23 protein-coding genes are annotated in these 17,462 nt (G+C 45.3%); 6 read left to right on the top strand and 17 right to left on the bottom strand.

What is annotated here, in order from left to right:
- Window positions 1-73: 73 nt before the first annotated feature.
- On the bottom strand, window positions 74-964 hold the full coding sequence (locus B5F29_RS09305) for a LysR family transcriptional regulator (RefSeq protein ID WP_087154362.1): 891 nt from the start codon (window positions 962-964) through the stop codon (window positions 74-76).
- Window positions 965-1,143: 179 nt separating this feature from the next.
- Here B5F29_RS09305 and sstT point away from each other — a divergent pair, with 179 nt between their 5' ends.
- Entirely contained in the window at window positions 1,144-2,358 is a 1,215-nt protein-coding gene (gene sstT, locus B5F29_RS09310; RefSeq protein WP_087154363.1) for a serine/threonine transporter SstT, read from the top strand.
- A gap of 16 nt (window positions 2,359-2,374) precedes the next feature.
- On the opposite strand, the gene B5F29_RS17290 is transcribed toward sstT, so the two are convergent.
- The 11 genes from B5F29_RS17290 to B5F29_RS09360 form a co-directional block, all read right to left on the bottom strand.
- Window positions 2,375-2,767 (bottom strand): DinB/UmuC family translesion DNA polymerase, encoded by a 393-nt coding sequence (locus tag B5F29_RS17290; protein WP_087154364.1) that lies wholly within the window; start codon window positions 2,765-2,767, stop codon window positions 2,375-2,377.
- A 481-nt stretch (window positions 2,768-3,248) separates the two neighbouring features.
- Complete coding sequence (locus tag B5F29_RS09320; RefSeq protein WP_087154365.1) at window positions 3,249-3,713, bottom strand: pyridoxamine 5'-phosphate oxidase family protein; 465 nt, start codon at window positions 3,711-3,713, stop codon at window positions 3,249-3,251.
- 1 nt (window position 3,714) lies between these two features.
- Window positions 3,715-4,677 (bottom strand): sulfite reductase subunit C, encoded by a 963-nt coding sequence (gene asrC / locus B5F29_RS09325; RefSeq protein ID WP_087154366.1) that lies wholly within the window; start codon window positions 4,675-4,677, stop codon window positions 3,715-3,717.
- Between the two features lie 11 nt (window positions 4,678-4,688).
- Window positions 4,689-5,483: an anaerobic sulfite reductase subunit AsrB gene (gene asrB, locus B5F29_RS09330; RefSeq protein WP_087154367.1), complete on the bottom strand. Its 795-nt coding sequence runs from the start codon at window positions 5,481-5,483 to the stop codon at window positions 4,689-4,691.
- Window positions 5,480-6,496 carry an anaerobic sulfite reductase subunit AsrA gene (gene asrA, locus B5F29_RS09335; RefSeq protein WP_087154368.1) on the bottom strand — a complete coding sequence of 339 codons (1,017 nt, stop codon included), beginning with the start codon at window positions 6,494-6,496 and terminating at the stop codon, window positions 5,480-5,482. Before asrA ends, asrB begins: the two co-directional genes overlap by 4 nt.
- A gap of 178 nt (window positions 6,497-6,674) precedes the next feature.
- Window positions 6,675-7,406: an alpha/beta fold hydrolase gene (locus B5F29_RS09340; RefSeq protein ID WP_087154369.1), complete on the bottom strand. Its 732-nt coding sequence runs from the start codon at window positions 7,404-7,406 to the stop codon at window positions 6,675-6,677.
- A gap of 2 nt (window positions 7,407-7,408) precedes the next feature.
- Window positions 7,409-7,750: a hypothetical protein gene (locus B5F29_RS09345; RefSeq protein WP_143449135.1), complete on the bottom strand. Its 342-nt coding sequence runs from the start codon at window positions 7,748-7,750 to the stop codon at window positions 7,409-7,411.
- A gap of 101 nt (window positions 7,751-7,851) precedes the next feature.
- Complete coding sequence (locus B5F29_RS16815) at window positions 7,852-8,325, bottom strand: hypothetical protein (RefSeq protein ID WP_242955627.1); 474 nt, start codon at window positions 8,323-8,325, stop codon at window positions 7,852-7,854.
- A gap of 108 nt (window positions 8,326-8,433) precedes the next feature.
- Entirely contained in the window at window positions 8,434-9,207 is a 774-nt protein-coding gene (locus tag B5F29_RS16820) for an NAD(P)H-dependent oxidoreductase (RefSeq protein WP_242955628.1), read from the bottom strand.
- A 2-nt stretch (window positions 9,208-9,209) separates the two neighbouring features.
- Window positions 9,210-9,755 carry a PadR family transcriptional regulator gene (locus tag B5F29_RS09355; protein WP_087154371.1) on the bottom strand — a complete coding sequence of 182 codons (546 nt, stop codon included), beginning with the start codon at window positions 9,753-9,755 and terminating at the stop codon, window positions 9,210-9,212.
- A 115-nt stretch (window positions 9,756-9,870) separates the two neighbouring features.
- Window positions 9,871-10,530, bottom strand: coding sequence for a Crp/Fnr family transcriptional regulator (locus B5F29_RS09360; protein ID WP_087154372.1), 660 nt, complete (start codon window positions 10,528-10,530; stop codon window positions 9,871-9,873).
- 136 nt (window positions 10,531-10,666) lie between these two features.
- On the opposite strand from B5F29_RS09360, the gene B5F29_RS09365 reads away from it, so the two are divergent.
- From B5F29_RS09365 to B5F29_RS09385, 5 genes are read left to right on the top strand one after another with little or no spacing between them, the layout of a single operon-like run.
- Complete coding sequence (locus B5F29_RS09365) at window positions 10,667-11,161, top strand: HD domain-containing protein (RefSeq protein WP_162608399.1); 495 nt, start codon at window positions 10,667-10,669, stop codon at window positions 11,159-11,161.
- Window positions 11,162-11,185: 24 nt separating this feature from the next.
- A complete protein-coding gene (locus B5F29_RS09370; protein ID WP_087154374.1) occupies window positions 11,186-11,686 on the top strand; it encodes an HD domain-containing protein in 501 nt (166 codons plus the stop codon).
- Between the two features lie 12 nt (window positions 11,687-11,698).
- Complete coding sequence (locus B5F29_RS09375) at window positions 11,699-12,559, top strand: pyridoxamine kinase (protein ID WP_087154375.1); 861 nt, start codon at window positions 11,699-11,701, stop codon at window positions 12,557-12,559.
- The gene (locus B5F29_RS09380) at window positions 12,525-12,794 is read left to right on the top strand and encodes a TIGR04076 family protein (protein ID WP_087154376.1); all 270 of its coding nucleotides are present in this window, start codon (window positions 12,525-12,527) and stop codon (window positions 12,792-12,794) included. The genes B5F29_RS09375 and B5F29_RS09380 overlap by 35 nt, the downstream gene beginning before the upstream one ends.
- A 1-nt stretch (window position 12,795) precedes the next feature.
- On the top strand, window positions 12,796-13,122 hold the full coding sequence (locus B5F29_RS09385; RefSeq protein ID WP_242955629.1) for an aminotransferase class III-fold pyridoxal phosphate-dependent enzyme: 327 nt from the start codon (window positions 12,796-12,798) through the stop codon (window positions 13,120-13,122).
- Between the two features lie 227 nt (window positions 13,123-13,349).
- Here the strand turns inward: B5F29_RS09385 and tsf are convergent, their stop codons facing one another.
- From tsf to rsgA, 5 genes are all read right to left on the bottom strand, one after another.
- The gene (gene tsf, locus B5F29_RS09390) at window positions 13,350-14,288 is read right to left on the bottom strand and encodes a translation elongation factor Ts (RefSeq protein WP_087154377.1); all 939 of its coding nucleotides are present in this window, start codon (window positions 14,286-14,288) and stop codon (window positions 13,350-13,352) included.
- A gap of 25 nt (window positions 14,289-14,313) precedes the next feature.
- Window positions 14,314-15,051, bottom strand: coding sequence for a 30S ribosomal protein S2 (gene rpsB, locus B5F29_RS09395; protein WP_162608400.1), 738 nt, complete (start codon window positions 15,049-15,051; stop codon window positions 14,314-14,316).
- A 204-nt stretch (window positions 15,052-15,255) separates the two neighbouring features.
- On the bottom strand, window positions 15,256-15,897 hold the full coding sequence (locus B5F29_RS09400) for a thiamine diphosphokinase (RefSeq protein WP_242955634.1): 642 nt from the start codon (window positions 15,895-15,897) through the stop codon (window positions 15,256-15,258).
- Between the two features lie 13 nt (window positions 15,898-15,910).
- Window positions 15,911-16,570, bottom strand: coding sequence for a ribulose-phosphate 3-epimerase (gene rpe, locus B5F29_RS09405; RefSeq protein WP_087154379.1), 660 nt, complete (start codon window positions 16,568-16,570; stop codon window positions 15,911-15,913).
- The gene (rsgA, locus tag B5F29_RS09410) at window positions 16,567-17,457 is read right to left on the bottom strand and encodes a ribosome small subunit-dependent GTPase A (RefSeq protein ID WP_087154380.1); all 891 of its coding nucleotides are present in this window, start codon (window positions 17,455-17,457) and stop codon (window positions 16,567-16,569) included. Before rsgA ends, rpe begins: the two co-directional genes overlap by 4 nt.
- Window positions 17,458-17,462 lie beyond the last annotated feature (5 nt).

The raw sequence follows: 17,462 nt of genomic DNA on the forward strand, positions 1-17,462 counted from the left end.
TGCCGCATAAAAATAGGCATTCCATTTTTGGAATACCTACATTTTACCTCACCAGCATACATGAGTCTAATACTTATATTAAATCGCCTCTTATGCCCGAAACGTATTTCCTTGCATAGGACAGGAACACGGAGGTTGCAGGCGCAAAAGCCTGCGTTTTTTTCCATGCAAGTACAGTCCGCGATTCCACTCGGGGACGAAGCGGCCGGAAACAGATTCCCGGATAACTGCAGTCCAGGCGAATCGTCACAGCGATTCCGATCCCGCTTTTCACCATCGACGCAATATTATACTGAAGATTCCCGCTGGCCACGCTTTCCACCTGATCCGCATATTCCCCCAGCCAGAGAGCCAGTTCTTTCTGTACCAGATCTCTTTTACTGGAAATCTGTAAAAAACCGGACAGATCTTCCGGCATAATATACTCTTTCCGCGCCAGCTCGGAGTCCTCCCGTATCAGCACCCCCCACTCTTCTTTCCCCGGCATATGTAAAAATTCGTACCGGCTGATATCCACCGGTTCCATTAAAAGTCCCATGTCCAGGACACCGCTCTCAATCTGCTCTTTAACCGCGTCCGCATTGCCGCTGTAAATAGAGAAACGTACGCCCGGGTTCATTTTTCTGAAAGAAGCGATCATATCAGACAATATGCGGGAACTCTGGAATTCTCCGCTCCCAATTGTAATTTCTCCGGTAAGGCCTTCATTCCTGTATAAGAAATCTTCCTGTGTCCGATCTGCCAGAGAAACAATCTCCTGAGCGCGCCTTTTCAAAAACAGGCCGTCTTCTGTCAGAACAATATTATGCTTTCCTCTGTGAAAAAGGCTGACCCCCAGCTCATCTTCCAGCTGCATCATCTGACGGGACAAAGTAGGCTGGCTGATATGCAGAAGATTGGCTGCTCTGGTGATATTTTCTTCTCTTGCCACCATCAAAAAATATTTCAAAACCCGTATTTCCATGTATACTCCTTCCTGGAACGACTTTACAATATTCTACCACAATCTTCCCGGCCTTTCCACCTCCTTCAAATATGGCAAAAATGTCCAAAAAGCGTGTTTTGACAAATTAATATCCTATGGCTGCCTTTCCTGTGTTATACTGATTGCATTGACACTATTTTTCGTAAAGGATGAAACACATGAAGAAAATCATTGAAAGTTGGAATCGAATCAGTCTGATCAAGAAAATCATATGCGGTCTCACCGTGGGCGTAATCCTCGCGCTGGCTGTTCCGCAGCTGAACGTAATCTCTCTGCTGGGGAACCTGTTCGTAGGCGCATTGAAAGCCATCGCTCCGCTGCTGGTACTTTTTCTGGTCATGAGCGCGCTCGCCAGCCAACGGGAAGGTAAACAGAGCAATATCAAGCGCATTATCTTCCTCTATCTATTGGGAACCTTTCTGGCAGGATGCGTAGCCGTCGCGGCCAGCTTCCTGTTCCCGGTCACCATCGCGCTCACAGACAGCACATCCACAACCGCCCCTCCCAGCGGAATCGGAGAGGTCGTCAACAGTCTGCTCATGAGCCTTGTATCCAATCCGGTGGACGCGCTCGTCAATGCCAACTACATCGGTATCCTGGCATGGGCTGTCCTTCTGGGTATCGCTCTCCGAAAAGCAGGAGACAGCACCAAAAAAGCCATCTCCGAGATCTCCGACGCGCTTTCCCAGATCGTACGCTGGGTCATCGCATGCGCGCCGTTCGGTGTGATGGGACTGGTCTTTGCCACCATTTCCCAACAGGGACTGTCGTCTCTTCTGAGCTACGGACGCCTGATCCTGCTGCTGGTGGGCAGTATGGCCTTTGTGGCTTTTGTAGTCAACCCGATCATCACGTTCATCGGAATTCGCAAAAATCCCTATCCGCTGGTGCTGAAATGTCTGAAGGACAGCGGTATCACGGCTTTCTTCACGAGAAGTTCAGCCGCCAATATCCCTGTCAACATGAAGCTCTGTGAAGAACTCGGACTGGACCGGGATACTTATGCCGTATCAATTCCGCTTGGCTCCACGATCAATATGGGAGGCGCCGCCGTCACAATCTCAACGCTGGCGCTGGCAGCCGTTCACACTCTGGGGATCCCGGTGGATATACCCACTGCCATCGTGCTCTGTGTGCTCTCAGCCATCAGCGCCTGCGGCGCATCCGGTGTGGCAGGAGGATCTCTTCTGCTTGTCCCTCTGGCCTGCAGCCTGTTCGGGATCTCCGACGATATCGCCATGCAGGTAGTAGGCGTCGGCTTTATCGTGGGCGTTATCCAGGATTCCTGTGAGACAGCCATCAATTCCTCCACCGATGTGCTTTACACCGCCGTGGCAGAATTTTCCAGACGCAGAAAAGAAAACCTTTCATAACACCATCTGGCAGGGACTACTCCGTAATCCCTGCCAGATACTCTTCCAACTCTTTCGTATTAAAATGAGGAATGTAATTTTTCTTCATAAAACTGATTTCCCGCATACTTGCCCGATGAAAATTTTTCACTGATATACGTCCTGTAATGTCGTATAGTCCATCCTCAAACGCAAGCGCACAGTGCTCTTCTATCCGGTTGATCATAATTACAGAATCCCGGATTCCTTTTTGAAGAGTTATCGGATGCTCCCATCTGTAATGTTTCTTAAATAATTCAAATGAGGTTTTAACAATTTCATCTGTAATATTGGTCGGTTGATTAATCCGCATCTGCCTGATAATGCTGTTCAGCCCATTATCCCGGATTGATATTTCCACCACATTACATTTAAAGCCATGCCGCCGCAATCTGGCAGAAGCACCTTAGACGCTGTACCATTTATCTCGTTCAATTTAAATTATATCGAAGTAATATAATCTACAGACAGTTTAAAGAACTACAATATTTTTAAATATTTTTGAAGATGCGGAGAATAATTTGCGTGAGCTGTTTAATATTCCAAAGCTTTATCATGCTTTATTTTTACAAAGCGGAACTTCACTCCAATTTTCAATAATCCCATTAAATTTTCTAAGAATAGGTACCACTGACTATATTGTGACCGGCGAATGGGACGAAAAAGCTTACAAAGAAACCCTCCATTTATAATGCCATGCCAGTTGAAGACGTAAGAGCTCTTATTGAATTTATGTATTGATTTGAAAAGGTAAATCTTAGTAAAAAAACATCTCTCATATGCGGCATATATCAGATTGCACATATAAGAGATATTTTTTATAAAAATTATGATAATAAATATCCGCTTCTATTTTTTATAATAGATTAAAATTAGCTATGTGCTGATATTCTTTTTGCTTTTCCAGTGATACGCTCCGGATAAATAACATAAACACCGGTCTTGTCCTTTGCAGCCCGAATATATTGCATCCCTTTTTCCAGAAAATCTTTGCTATACTTCTCCAACAGTGCGACAAGACTTGCCTGTTTGTCCTTTGACGGCATTATTTGACCAGTCAGAATCACACTTTCATATAAAGTACCAAACTTTTCAGGTTGTACTTCCGTATCACCAATGACCACAAAACAGACATTTGAATTACAGGAAATATTATCCAGTTTTCTTCCTGCATTTGCAGCACAGTGTAAATGAATCAAGCCATCCTTCCAGGCATAACTGATAGGGACTGCGTACGGTTTTCCATCCATGCCAACCGTAGACAGGATTCCGTATTCACCCTTCTTAAGAATATCTTCGATTTCCTCACCAAAAATCTCTCTGTCTTTCCGGCGCATATCAATACTTTACTCCTTTCCAGTACATGGGCGTCATAACTTCTGCAATCTCCGGCAGCTTCACATCCCGAAGTGCCCAGCGTTTAAACTCCTCAAAACCGGTACGGTCTACAATATATCCGATATGTTCTTTACCGCCGGGAGCATTGGGGTCTATATACTCTTTCACATAATCATAAGTGTTGAGAATAATTTTGATGATGCTGTCTTCATCTACCCATTTGATAAAATCTTCACCCAGTCGGGGATTCTTTTTTCCGGTCCTTCCCAGTAAAGTAAGCCTGTAATATTTTTTGTCGCTGCGGGTCCATGCAGCATTCGGACAGGCCAGAACACACTCGCCGCATCCGATACACCGCCTCTCATCCCGCTGGGGACGGAAATTCACCGGTTTCAGTGCCTCTACCGATTTCTTTTTACATGCTTTCACACATGCGCCACAGCTGACACAGCGATCCGGATCCAGCTGTGGCTGCGTCATTCCCATAATTCCGAAATCATGCATCCTCACTTTGGCACAATCGTTAGGACATCCAGTCAGTGCGATCTTAAAATGCAGATCATTGGGAAATACCGCCTTTTCGATACGCTGTGCAAAAGCAGTGGTATCATAGCAGGCGAACGGGCAGACCCGATTTCCCACACAGGCTGTAATGTTCCGTGTACCGGAAGCAGGATAGCCGGCTCCCTGCTCAGCCTGGTTGATCTCCAGTCCATCGATCAGGTCCTGGAGTGCGGCGTTGACCTCCGGCATCTTCTCAAATGGGATACCGGGAATCTCAAATCCCTGGCGGCTGGTGATGTGAACAGTACCATTTCCATAGTTCTCTGCAATACGCTGGATCTGACTGAGATATTTCGCATCCAGATGGCCACCCGGGACACGGATCCTGGAAGCGGTCAATCCACGCTCCTTCGTTACACGAAATGCGTTTTTCTTAAGTGCTTTTGTGTTGATATCCATGTTATTCCTCCTTAATCCACCAGAAACTTACCTTTGGTATAATTGAACACCGGGCCATCCAGGCATACATACGTGTCACCAATCTTGCAGTGTCCGCACTTGCCCAGACCACAGCACATCTTCCGTTCCTGTGAGATCCAGATGTTATTCTCAGGTATTCCGATCCCCAACAGCCCCTGAACAGAAAACCGCATCATAGCAGGTGGACCGACAACAATCGCTACTGTATTTTTCACATCGCCCAGTTGGATCTGTGGAATATACTGCGTAACCAGTCCCACATGACAGGCAACATCATCCTCTGCACAGTCTACGGTAAGGATCACATCCATGTTCTTTTCCCATCGCTTCAGATCCTCCTGAAAAAGAATATCATGGGGTGTTTTGAAGCCTGCGATCAGTGTCATATGTCCACGTTGGTCCGGATGATCTGAGAAATAATCCACTACTCCCCGGACAGGAGATAATCCGGTACCGCCGGCCATAACGACGATGTCCTTACCTACATAGTCTGATACATCAAATCCATTTCCATAAGGACCTCGCAGGAAAAGAGTATCTCCCACATAATGTTCGAACACTTCATTGGTGACTTTTCCTACACGGCGGATAGTCAGATCCACATAATTTTCGCCAATGCCACTGACTGATATGGGAGCCTCCCCGTATTTTGGTATCGATACTTCAAAAAACTGGCCCGGCCGGACTTCTCCACAGAATTCCATGCGGAACGTATACTCGATCTCTGTGTGCCGGATTACTTCTAAAATCTTAGAAGCAAAAGGAATATAGTCGTTTTTTATCATGATCCGCTCACCTCCGTCATTGCATTTTGCAGCTTATTGATACAATTGGAAAAAGAAATATATTCCGGACAGATATCATCACATCGTCCGCATCCTACACACATGTGATATCCATTGCGCTGCTTATAGTCCAACACTTTATGCAGTACCTTGAACCGCATCCGTTCCCCGTTCTTCTTCCGGTAGCTGCCCCCTCCGGCAACATCGGTAAATCCGTCTACCATACAGGATGCCCAGACACGACGCCGTTCTCCCACCTTTCCGTTTTCGCTATAGTAAAGATCCTGCATGGTAAAACAGGTACAGGTAGGACAGACAAAGTTACAGCGGCCACAGTTAATGCATCGGCTGTCGTATTCCTTCCACATTCCACTTCTGGCCACATCCGCCGTCAGATTTTCAGGAATATGTACTTGTGTATGATTTTCCGTGACATGAGCCGGAATCACTTCCAGCTGTTCTGAAGAAGCCGTTTCCAACTGGCTGTTCCATTCCGGATCCCTGCAGTCCACCAGGTAAGTACCATCGGGCTGAAGATCGATACTCATATCATAGTTGGTGCTCTCATTGGTACCCATGCTGACACAGAAACAATTATCAAAAGAATGGTCACAGCCCATGAGCACCACTTTGAGATTTTTCCGAAGACGCTGATAATAATAATCTGCCGGTCCATTATTCAGGTACATATCATCCAGTCGCCTGAGTGCATGGAGGTCACAGCTGCGCAGAAAAATAACAGCACCCTTTTGGGGACCATCTGCCTCTCTGGTTTCACCCTCTGTAAAGAAAAACAAAGTTTGGGATATTGGATTCAGGACCTCTTTAAAAGAGTAGTCGGATTTTTTGTCAAATACAATCTCCTCTACATGATCAATCGTTCCATACCGGATACAGTCCGTATCCGAAAAGCGTCCTCCACCGGAAAAGTTTCGTGGAGCATAGATCTGGTAGTTCGTCTGCCATGTCTGAAATAAAGTGTTCAGCTGCATGTTGGTAACATGAAAGCCCATAGATTTTCCTCCTTAATCATAAAATGATTTCTCAACGATTACAAAAAAGATAGCATAAAAGAAACCGGATCAATGTTGCGTACGCAACATTGATCCGATTTCTTTTAAATTCAACATGTCAGATAAAATTTTCAGGGATATTATTTTATGGAGCGATATAGGAAGCTCCATCCTTGCATTAACTCTTCTCCTTGTTTCTTTCCTTTATAAATTCATCAATCACGTATACTGTCTGAGACTGCTGTTCCTGTGCAGAAATCGTAGCTGGAAGATCGCCTTTCTGAGGACCATAGTCTCCAAACTGTGCGTGATTTCCTCCTTCGATCGGAACTGTATTGGTTGTATAGTCGATATCCTCTGCCGCAAGGCCATCCCGTGTTCCATAGATGGTAAGCGTATTTTCCAACGGATAATCCCCATAGATATAGGCACCTAAGAGAATCAGTCCCTCTACCTCGTCTTCATGGTCCGATGCAAATTTAGATGCCATGGCGCCGCCCATAGAATGGCCGGCCATATACCAGTGCCGGATATCCGGAAACAGCGGCATGACACTTTCAGCCGCATCAGGATCAAAAATCGCCATGTGAAACGGCATGTGTACCAGAATACAGGTAACCCCTGTCTGCCGGATCTGATCCAGCAATGGCAGATAAGCTTCTGCCTCTACCTTAGCACCGGGATAGAAAATAATTGCCATATCGGAAGGCTCAGGCGGAGACAGAATCGTCAGCTGATCCTGTTCGGTAATACCGATATCCTGTGTTAATACCTCCAACGCTTTCTCATCCGCTCGATAATAATCAGATACATACCAGAAAAAAACACCTGATATCATTATAGCTGCCAGCAGAATACTCCCCACAGCCATCCATAGTTTCTTATGTTTCACTTTCTGTTTTTTCTCCATATTCAGATCACCCCTGTTATGATATGCACGGCCAGAGCAGCTGTAAACATGATCAGAAACCCCGAAATCATCCATCCCAATGCTTTGGAATAGCCTTTCGGCGTAATACATCCCATAGCATCCAGTTTTTTGATGATAGGATGCAGCCGCCAAAAATAGGTTGCGATAGACAGGATCATAGCAACTACAGCCCACATGCGCACCTGTTCTGAGCCGATCACCAGAATTACAGCCAGAAGAAAAATGAAGATCAGTTTGACACCGGCTACCCAGTTGACAAGGTAACTGGTAAACAGCTTCTGTTCCTCATCCGCGCTGTCATGAAAAGCATTAAAAACACCCACACCATTTCCCAGCCGGCTGTCTGGCCAGAAATAGAGGATGAGCACATTAGCTGATTCCATGATTATGAAAAATAAAATTGCTATAGAGAGAATACTCATTTTTATATCTTCCTTTCTTTCGCCTGCTCTACAACTTTTTGATAGGGACCAATGATATACTGATTCATCTGTCCTTTTATCTTTTTCTGAACCGATGGAACGGCGATCAGTGCGCCCACCAATTTCATCTGTAAAATCCGTTTTTTCTGTTTCTGAGGGAAATCATAAATACCGTGCATTTTATAGAACTTATGGTCGGCTTTCATCATACCCTGCATGACATAGATAAGATCCCGAAAGATCTTCATTCCGCCAACACCATAAAAATTGGCCGGCCGTGACAGCTTTTTTTCAAGAGCAAATACCAGAGAATCCGCCAGAGTCTGAATATCTGCAGTAGTATTTCCTTCATCCGTAGCAACTCCGCACAGATAATTACCGCCTACTTCGCTACGCCCCTCCAGGATCATCCTGAGGTTGTTTTCATACTGATAGTCTCCGCTGATGAGATAAGCGATGGGAGTGCCATGTGTCACAGTTCGATGTCCATTGCAGAACTGCCGGTCATCATAACACTTGAAACTGGAATGGGTATAGTGGTCAGAAATGGTAAATGCATAAACGAAAGCATCTGCATTCTGGATCTATTTACGAAGGAACTCATCGAAGCCATCTTTATAAACACACTTTCCGGTAACCGCACATCCAAAGCACCCCAGGCAGCCACCGGAAAATGGAAAATGCCGCAGATTGACTACCCGGCTCTCATAGGGCAGGGCCGCACGGAAATCCGAGATCATATTCTGAAGGTTTTCATCACTTTGGTCATAGTTGGTGACAATAACAACATCTTTCCCTGTCGTTTTTGGAGCAGAGGGAATCACAGGCTGATATACGGATTTTTCCCGCCTGGGAGCTCTGCCGGAAGGGGTAACAAATAACCCGTGCTTACAGGAGAACAGTAACTGTTCAAAAAAGTTACTGGCATCCTGCTGTCCTTTTTCCGTAAGAAGATCGTCCATATCCGCTGGCAGTCCTCTCACAACCTTCATACCAAGATCAAAACAGTTTTCTTCTACATACCGATGAGCGGTCACATCATAGAAATGCTTGGAGGTCGTGATCTGGCTGGCAAACTTACCGGAAAGATCAACGCCATCTTCTTTCATAAGCTCGATCAGTCTGTGAAGCTGATATGGTGCGATAAAGGTATAGACCGGGTAAGTGAAAAGCAGCAAATCCGCCTTCTTCAACTCTGTTCGCAACGGAGTAAAATCTTTTTCATAGCTTTTAATCCTCTGCCCCACCGGAACGAAAGTAAAACTGTGCTCCGGATACAGAGCCTGTAAGTATAGAGCGGTATGTACAGTTGTAGAATTTTTGCCCTTAGGGCTTGCATTCAAAACAAGTATCTTCATGATTATTCCTCCAATTTCCGAAGCAGCTGGCTATACCAGCTTATTTCAAATTCAGCGGCAGCAATGCCGTATTCAATCGTATATCCCTGAAAACGAAGAACCTGTGCCCAGTCTGTTCCAGGCGGCAGCTCCTCCTCCTTCATTTGTCTGAAATATTCCCGGATCAAACAAAGCACAGATTTCGTATGCTGCATCTGGCAGATATAGTTCCTGATAGCGGCGATCCTTTCTTCCGGCTTTGCAAGCCCGGCAAAAAACAGTTTGGAAAGCTCCATATTTTTTACTTTTCCTGACTGCATGGGCTGTGCGACCCAGGCTGAAAAAACTGATCGTCCGGTATCTGTGATGGTAAAGACCTTTTTCCGTCTTCTCCCTTCTGCTGTTTCGTGAGATATTATTTTGCCGTCTTTCTCCAGCTTGGCAAGAGCTGTCTGCACGCTGCCGGCACTGTGGGAACAGATCAGAGCAAGGTTTTTCCTGATAAACTGCTGCAGTTCATACCCTGTCATAGGAGAAAGAATGAGCAATCCTAATATTAAGTATTCCATAGCACCTCCATATATATCTTTTAGAGATATTGTAGGGCAAAAAAATAGCACTGTCAACGAAAATAAAAATGCCTCCCCGGCCATCATAAATGATATGCCAAAAGGAGACACCTTTTTACAAAAGCTGAAAATGATTCTTTTCATACCGGATCAAGCCTTCCTTCTCCATACAGGATAACTCTCTGGTCAGAGCACTTCGATCCGCACAAAGGTATTCAGCCAGTTCCAAACGCCCCAAAGGAATCGTAAATTGTCTGCTGTTCTGTTCCAATGACTGATTCTGTAAATAAGCCATAATTTTGCCACGGAGCGTTTTTTTTGAAATGATCTCGATTTTCTGCATCAGTTGTACATTTTTATCCCCGATCAGCCTTACCATATTTTCAATGAGCCGATGGTGAAAAGTACAGCTCATTTTGCAGGAATGGATCACTTTGTAAAAAGGAAGAAACAAAACCATACAGGGTACAGCAGCAAAAAAACTCACACGAGAATCCAGATGGCTGCCACAGGAAAATGATTCTCCGAACAGTTCTCCCTCTTTTATGGTAACAAGGATCGTATGATGTCCCTCCGAATCCTCCTTAATCATATGAACAATTCCGGATAATATAATACCGACACTTCTCACTTCATTACTCTCCAAAAAGATAATCTCATCTTTTTTATATTTTTTCTGATAACTTCCCATACACTTCAGCATTGCCGGCAGATCTTCTTCACAAATACCGGTAAAGAGCGGTAACTGGCTAAGCTGCTTAAAATCAAGTTGCATTTTCATCCACCTCCTCTGGAAAATTTATTATAACATTTTATGTTATATGTTGCAACCGCAACGCATCTGGGTCGTTGTTTCCTTTATTCTAGTAGAGAACTATACTGGATCATTACAGGAAAGGAACCGTTTTCATATGATCAATAATGAGACTTATCTTTTATATTGTGTGCTTTGCTATGAAGAAGGCCATTGCAGGCGGACACAGCATGTTCTGAAAGTCTATGCACTGGCAAAGCTTCTGGGAGAACAGGAACAATTATCCATGGAAGACCAGCAGATCCTGCAGGCAGCTGCTATTTTACATGATATCGCCATCAAATACTGTAAGCAGCACTGCAGCGGTGACGCCAGCCAGGAAAATCAGCAGAGGGAAGCCCCTCATCTTGTTTACGATTTTTTAAGCAAGGCCAACTATCTGCCATCTTATATTCCACAGATCACGGAACTGGTTTTGCATCACCACGACTATACCGGCGATAGAAACAATCTGCTGCAGCTTTTGATGGAAGCCGATCTGATCATAAACTGTTACGAGGGTGAGCTTTCAAGGAAACAAGCAGCATCTGTCCAAAGGCTTTTTCAGACACCTACAGGAAAAGAATTGCTGGAACTCTGGATGAAAAACTAAGAATAATAGGAGGATGTTTTTAAAATGGATATAGAAAAAATCGATCTGTTGGAACAAAAAATGATACTGTTTCATCAACATGATCCCATTCGTATTATGCATCTGGTGAAGGTGCATGGCTTTGCACAGATGATCGGCCGAATAGAACATTTGGATGAACATACACAGTTTATAACGGAGTGTGCCGCTTTGGTTCATGATATTGGCATTCGACCGGCAGAGGAAAAATTTGGAAGCAGTAATGGGAAACTGCAGGAACAGGAAGGTCCTGCCTATGCCCGCAAAATGTTAAAAGAATTATGCTTTAGCGAAGCAGATATTTCTCGGATCTGTTATCTGGTGGGCCATCACCATACTTATTCCAATATAGATGGAATTGATTATCAGATCCTTGTAGAAGCAGATTTTCTGGTGAACTTTTATGAGGACCATATGGATCAACATACAATACAGACAGTTCTTCAGAAAATTTTTCAAACGAACGCAGGAAAGAAGCTTTGCAGACTTTGCTATTTCAAAAACTGAGGTAATACGACTATGAAATCCAAAAACAGCTCTCAAATTTTATTGATCAATGACATGGCCGGGTATGGGAAAGTTGCCCTATCTGCCATGATACCTGTTTTCTCTCATTTAAAATTTGAAACTTTCAATTTACCTACTGCTCTGATCTCTAATACGTTGGACTATGGTAGATTTGATATTCTGGATACCACTGAATATATGCAAAATACACTACAGGTATGGAACGAACTTTCCTTTTCTTTTGACGCGATCTGTACAGGGTTTATTGTATCTGAAAAACAGGCTTCTCTTGTATCTGAATATTGTAAAGAACAGAGAAAAACGGGTACTTATATTTTTGTAGATCCTATTATGGGAGATAACGGGAAACGATATCATGGAATAACGGAGAAAACCATTCCCTATATGAAGCGACTATGCTCCATTGCAGATGTTATAGTTCCTAATATCACAGAAGCATGTTTTTTGTCCGATCACGCGATCAAAGACACTTATTCGAAATATGAAATTGAAGAGATCACAAAACGCCTTCATGAACTGGGCGCCAAAGCTCTTATTATCACAAGTACCAACATTGATGGAAACATGTTTACTGTGGCAAAAAATTCTGCTGATGAACCAAGTATATTTCTTCCTTATGAAGAAATACCGGTTCGTTTTCCCGGAACCGGAGACATTTTTATGTCTATGACAGTTGGACATTATCTGAGATCCGGAAACCTACTGAAAAGCGTTGAGACTGCAATGCGACAGATTGAAAGAATTATCAAAGCAAATCGGAACAATACTGACAAGTATAAGGGAATTCCTATCGAACAGTTTGGGGAGGAGATTACTGATGAAAAAACCAAAGATTACACTTACCTTAATTGACCAGAAAGGGCATATGGGATGTCACCGGGGACATTGTATTGGTGATACCTTTGATTTCGACACTGAAAGGGGAAAACTCTGTCCTATGGCTATGCATGTAGCCTTTCCTTACATCGATATCCTGCGATACGGCGGAAAGCTTCCCAGTCAACCGGACGGTTCCATCGTTTTCTGTTGTCCGGATGTAGATGTGATCAATGTATTTAAGATTGAAATAGAGGAGGTACCAGACTAAAATGAATTCCATTATCCAAGAAGCCGATCAACAATTTGTTTCTGTTTACAACCGCTATCCTATCATCCTGGATCATGGAGAAGGAATGTATCTCTTTGATGTAGATGGAAAGCGTTATCTGGATTTTGGTTCAGGAATCGGTGTCTGTGGTTTGGGATACCATGATCCAAACTACACCCATATGCTCCAGGCGCAGATAGAAAAATTAGTACACACTTCTAATTTATTTTACAATGTTCCCGCCGTTGAAGCTGCGAAACGCTTCAATCAGGCTTCCCATATGGAACAAGTCTTTTTTACTAATTCCGGAACTGCATCGCATTATTGATAGCTACCGAAATCGCCGCATTTTTCTTAAAAATCATGCGAAGTTTGCGTTAAGAAGTTCGTAATGAAATTCTACGAATTCACTGACGAAAATTCTACGAAAATTCACCTAAAAAGTTACATGAATTTATAATGCAATATATGAAGTGGTTGAGATAAGAAAAACCCTTGAAAATACTGGATTTTCAAGGGTTTTAAGGTTCTTATTTAAGTAATGCAAAACCGGGATTACATTCCCATCTGTTTTGCAACTTCTGCTGCGAAGTCTTCGTTCTTCTTCTCCAGACCCTCGCCGGTCTCGAAACGAACGAATCCTTTAATGACGATATTGGCATTGTTCGCTTTTGCAACCTGAGCCACATATGCAGCCACGTTCTGCTTTCCATCCTCAGCTTTTACATAAACCTGATCCATCAGGCAGATCTCTTTAAGCTGTTTGTTCAGACGGCCCATCACTGCGCCGCTGATCACTTTCTCCGGCTTTCCTGCCATCTTCGGATCGTTCTCGATCTGAGACTTGATGATCTCCAGCTCATGTGCTTTGTATTCATCATCTACTTCGCCGTCATTGGTATAGATCGGTTTCAGAGCAGCTACCTGCATAGCCACATTCTTAGCCATCTCTTTGATCTCGTCATTGATCACATCCGTCTGCACATCTACCAGCACGCCGATCTTTCCGCCTGCGTGGATATAGGAAGATACAAAACCGTTCTCTTCCACTACCTGCTGGAAACGGCGGATGTTCATATTCTCACCGATCACTGCAATCTGTGCAGCCAGCTCGTCCTTCACCGTCTTGCTGGTATCTTTCACCCACGGCTCTGCAAGGAAAGCCTCAATATCCGCTACGGAAGTATTCAGCGCCTGTGCGGCCACATCTGCCACATATCCGCGGAATTTTTCATTCTTTGCGACGAAGTCAGTCTCTGAGTTCACCTCTACTGCAACTGCTTTCTTCGCATCTTCAGACAGCGCCGTTGCGACGATACCTTCAGCCGCGATACGGTTTGCCTTCTTCTGAGCGGTAGCCAGGCCTTTCTCTCTCAGAAAGTCCACAGCTGCCTCCATATTTCCATCGGTTGCTGCCAGTGCCTTTTTGCAGTCCATCATGCCCGCACCGGTTGCTTCTCTTAACTCTTTTACCATTGCTGCTGTAATAGCCATGATTATATTCCTCCTGTGGGATTGATTACTCTGCCTGGATCTCTTCTTCTTCGATTTCCTCGTCCATGACTTCCTCTGCTTCGCCCTGTCTTGCCTCGACAACAGCGTCTGCCATCTTGGAAACGATCAGTTTCACCGCACGGATCGCGTCGTCATTGCCCGGGATCACATAATCCAGTTCTTCCGGATCACAGTTGGTATCGCAGATACCGATCAGCGGAATTCCAAGCGTATGAGCTTCCTGCACGCAGATTCTCTCCTTCTTCGGGTCTACAACAAAGATCGCGTCCGGAAGACCCTTCATCTCTTTGATACCGCCCAGGTTCTTCTGCAGTTTCTCCATCTCTTTTCTCAGAGCGATGACTTCCTTCTTCGGCAGTACATCAAACGTACCGTCTTCTTCCATTGCCTCGATCTCTTTCAGTCTCTTGATACGGCCCTGGATCGTCTTAAAGTTGGTCAGCATGCCGCCCAGCCATCTTTCGTTAACGTAGAACATGCCGCAGCGTTCTGCTTCAGTCATAATAGCGTCCTGTGCCTGTTTCTTGGTTCCTACAAAAAGAATGTTTCCGCCGTTAGCCGCGATGTCTGCCACTGCCTTGTAAGCCTCGTCTACTTTTACTACGGATTTCTGCAGGTCAATGATATAGATACCGTTTCTCTCGGTATAGATGTACTCAGCCATTTTCGGGTTCCATCTTCTTGTCTGATGTCCGAAATGCACGCCTGCTTCCAGTAACTGTTTCATTGAAATTACGCTCATTTTTTCTTCCTCCATTTTTGGTTTTTCTTCCGCCGGACATTTTCTTCCAGAAGAACCCCTTCGGGCACCGCTTCCAGAATCCGTCCGCGTGATTATTGCGTAACAGCTGCCTTCCGCGCCGGAAAAATATACCTGCACAGACAGCCTCATATACTATATCATACCGTTTCCGGCCAGTCAAGGAATTTTTCTTCAGTCTTTGCGTCAGTCTTTGGATTCTATCAGGATCATTATGCCGTTTTCCATACTGATCCGGGCTTCTTCCCCGGTAATCTCATTGGACACACCGAGGCCTGCGCTGCCCTGTACCGTAAAATGATAGCCGGTCAAAGGGTATTTTACCCCCCGCAGCGTCACGCCGATTACATCCGTGGTAAAAGGAATCAACGAGAAATAGTCTCCGTACTGTTCCTCCCGGCTCAAAGTGAAACCGCCCCGGATCAGACGGATCCGGTTATGGGGATCCAGCATCGCACAGTCCGCTCCCTTTTCCAGAGCCAGATACATCGTCTGGATATTTCCAAGCACATGATCGATCCGGCTTCCTGTACCTCCCAGGATCGTGATACAGCTGCTTCCCGCTTCCAGAGCCAGCTCCACGGCGATCTGCGTGTCCGTAGCGTCTTTTATCGGATCATATTCCCGGATCTCTATGGATGTATTCTGCCTGTACCATTCCAGAATCCCGGGATCCAGGCTGTCAAAATCTCCTACAATATTTGTGGGTACGATTCCATGTTCACGGCAGAATCCCAGTCCCTTATCCACCGCGATCACTTTATCAAATGTATTTTCTAAAATTCGGAGGGCAAAATCCTCCTGAATATCGCCCCCCGTCAGAATCACCGTATTCAACTTGCTATTCTCCCATGATCTCAAGAAAATCTCTTGTGTTCCGCTCAATATCTCCTTTGAAGATCGCGGATCCCGCCACGATCACATTGGCCCCCGCATCCAGAACCGTGCGAAGATTGTCCTTTTTAATACCGCCGTCTACTTCAATATCTGTGTCCAGTCCCCGCTCGTCCAGCATACGGCGCAGTTCCCGGATCTTTTCTGTAGATTCCGGAATATAGGCCTGTCCTCCGAATCCCGGCTCTACAGTCATCAAAAGTATCATATCTGCCAGATCCAGCACATCCTCCAGAACCTGGTTCGGCGTCCTCGGCTTAATCGTCACGCCGGCCTTCCGTCCGTGTTCTTTGATCTTATCCAGAGTTCTTTTTACATCGCTGCACGCCTCATAGTGCACGGTAATGATATCTGCTCCGCAGCGCACAAAATCATCGATGTACCGGTCAGGATCCTGTATCATCAGATGTACATCCAATACCATATCCGTGATCTTTCTGACTGATTCCAGCACCGGCATTCCAAATGAAATACTGGGCACGAACAGGCCGTCCATAACATCATAATGTAAATACGGGGATCCCGCTGCTTCCACGTGTCTGATGTCCTCTCCCAGATGTGCGAAATCTGCGGACAGGATCGACGGTGACAAATAATTCTTTCTCATGAATATCTCCTTCCTTCTCTTTCCTGAAGCTCCTGAAAAAGGCAGGCATAGCTGTCATAACGTTCTCTGCTGATCTTTCCTTCTTCCACTGCCTCCTTGACCGCGCATCCCGGCTCTTTCATATGCACACAGCCCTGGAAGCGGCAGGTCCCTTCATATTTTCGAAATTCCGGATAACTGTAGCGGAGTTCTTCTTTCTCCACATCCGCCAGATCCAGGGAACTGAAACCCGGAGTGTCAAAAAAATAACTGTTCTCTTCTATTCGGAACAGTTCACTGTGCCGGGTCGTATGTTTTCCACGGTCAATTTTCTCACTGATCCTCCCCGTCTCCATACCCGCGTCCGGTATCAGCAGATTGGTCAGGGTGGACTTTCCTACCCCGGAAGGTCCCGCGGCGGCAGTCACATGCCCCCGGAGAAGCCTGCGCAGATCTTCTACTCCTTCTCCGTTTCGCGCGCAGACAAAAAGCAGGGGGCTTCCGCATCCAGCGTATATATGCCGGAGCCGGTCCAGCTCCCCGTCCGAAACTTCATCCTTTTTGTTAAAGCAGATAATTGCGGGAAGATTCATCCGATCCATACTGATCAGAAAACGGTCCAGGAGCTGGAGATTGGGCTTTGGCTTCGCCGCCGCAAATACAACCAGAGCCTGATCTATATTTGCCACCGCCGGACGGATCAATTCGCTCTCCCGTTCAAGAATCCCCACCAGATTTCCTTCCCGGTCTGCTTCATCCAGAATCTCCATTTCCACATTATCTCCTACCAGCGGCTTAATCTTCTGATTGCGGAAAATCCCTCTGGCTCTGCATTCATAGACACCGCGGCCTTCCACATAGATATAGTAGAAGCCCGCGATTCCTTTTATTATCTTTCCCTGTACCATTTAAC

The sequence above is a fragment of the Lachnoclostridium sp. An196 genome (assembly GCF_002160135.1).
GTDB lineage: Bacteria > Bacillota > Clostridia > Lachnospirales > Lachnospiraceae > Hominiventricola > Hominiventricola avistercoris.

What these genes read in the sequence shown, in the direction of transcription:
- B5F29_RS09305 (WP_087154362.1), bottom strand. Translation starts at nt 964, where the DNA reads ATGGAAATACGGGTTTTGAAATATTTTTTGATGGTGGCAAGAGAAGAA.
- sstT (WP_087154363.1), top strand. Translation starts at nt 1,144, where the DNA reads ATGAAGAAAATCATTGAAAGTTGGAATCGAATCAGTCTGATCAAGAAA.
- B5F29_RS09320 (WP_087154365.1), bottom strand. Translation starts at nt 3,713, where the DNA reads ATGCGCCGGAAAGACAGAGAGATTTTTGGTGAGGAAATCGAAGATATT.
- asrC (WP_087154366.1), bottom strand. Translation starts at nt 4,677, where the DNA reads ATGGATATCAACACAAAAGCACTTAAGAAAAACGCATTTCGTGTAACG.
- asrB (WP_087154367.1), bottom strand. Translation starts at nt 5,483, where the DNA reads ATGATAAAAAACGACTATATTCCTTTTGCTTCTAAGATTTTAGAAGTA.
- asrA (WP_087154368.1), bottom strand. Translation starts at nt 6,496, where the DNA reads ATGGGCTTTCATGTTACCAACATGCAGCTGAACACTTTATTTCAGACA.
- B5F29_RS09340 (WP_087154369.1), bottom strand. Translation starts at nt 7,406, where the DNA reads ATGGAGAAAAAACAGAAAGTGAAACATAAGAAACTATGGATGGCTGTG.
- B5F29_RS16820 (WP_242955628.1), bottom strand. Translation starts at nt 9,207, where the DNA reads ATGAAGATACTTGTTTTGAATGCAAGCCCTAAGGGCAAAAATTCTACA.
- B5F29_RS09355 (WP_087154371.1), bottom strand. Translation starts at nt 9,755, where the DNA reads ATGGAATACTTAATATTAGGATTGCTCATTCTTTCTCCTATGACAGGG.
- B5F29_RS09360 (WP_087154372.1), bottom strand. Translation starts at nt 10,530, where the DNA reads ATGCAACTTGATTTTAAGCAGCTTAGCCAGTTACCGCTCTTTACCGGT.
- B5F29_RS09365 (WP_162608399.1), top strand. Translation starts at nt 10,667, where the DNA reads ATGATCAATAATGAGACTTATCTTTTATATTGTGTGCTTTGCTATGAA.
- B5F29_RS09370 (WP_087154374.1), top strand. Translation starts at nt 11,186, where the DNA reads ATGGATATAGAAAAAATCGATCTGTTGGAACAAAAAATGATACTGTTT.
- B5F29_RS09375 (WP_087154375.1), top strand. Translation starts at nt 11,699, where the DNA reads ATGAAATCCAAAAACAGCTCTCAAATTTTATTGATCAATGACATGGCC.
- B5F29_RS09380 (WP_087154376.1), top strand. Translation starts at nt 12,525, where the DNA reads ATGAAAAAACCAAAGATTACACTTACCTTAATTGACCAGAAAGGGCAT.
- B5F29_RS09385 (WP_242955629.1), top strand. Translation starts at nt 12,796, where the DNA reads ATGAATTCCATTATCCAAGAAGCCGATCAACAATTTGTTTCTGTTTAC.
- tsf (WP_087154377.1), bottom strand. Translation starts at nt 14,288, where the DNA reads ATGGCTATTACAGCAGCAATGGTAAAAGAGTTAAGAGAAGCAACCGGT.
- rpsB (WP_162608400.1), bottom strand. Translation starts at nt 15,051, where the DNA reads ATGAGCGTAATTTCAATGAAACAGTTACTGGAAGCAGGCGTGCATTTC.
- rpe (WP_087154379.1), bottom strand. Translation starts at nt 16,570, where the DNA reads ATGAGAAAGAATTATTTGTCACCGTCGATCCTGTCCGCAGATTTCGCA.
- rsgA (WP_087154380.1), bottom strand. Translation starts at nt 17,457, where the DNA reads ATGGTACAGGGAAAGATAATAAAAGGAATCGCGGGCTTCTACTATATC.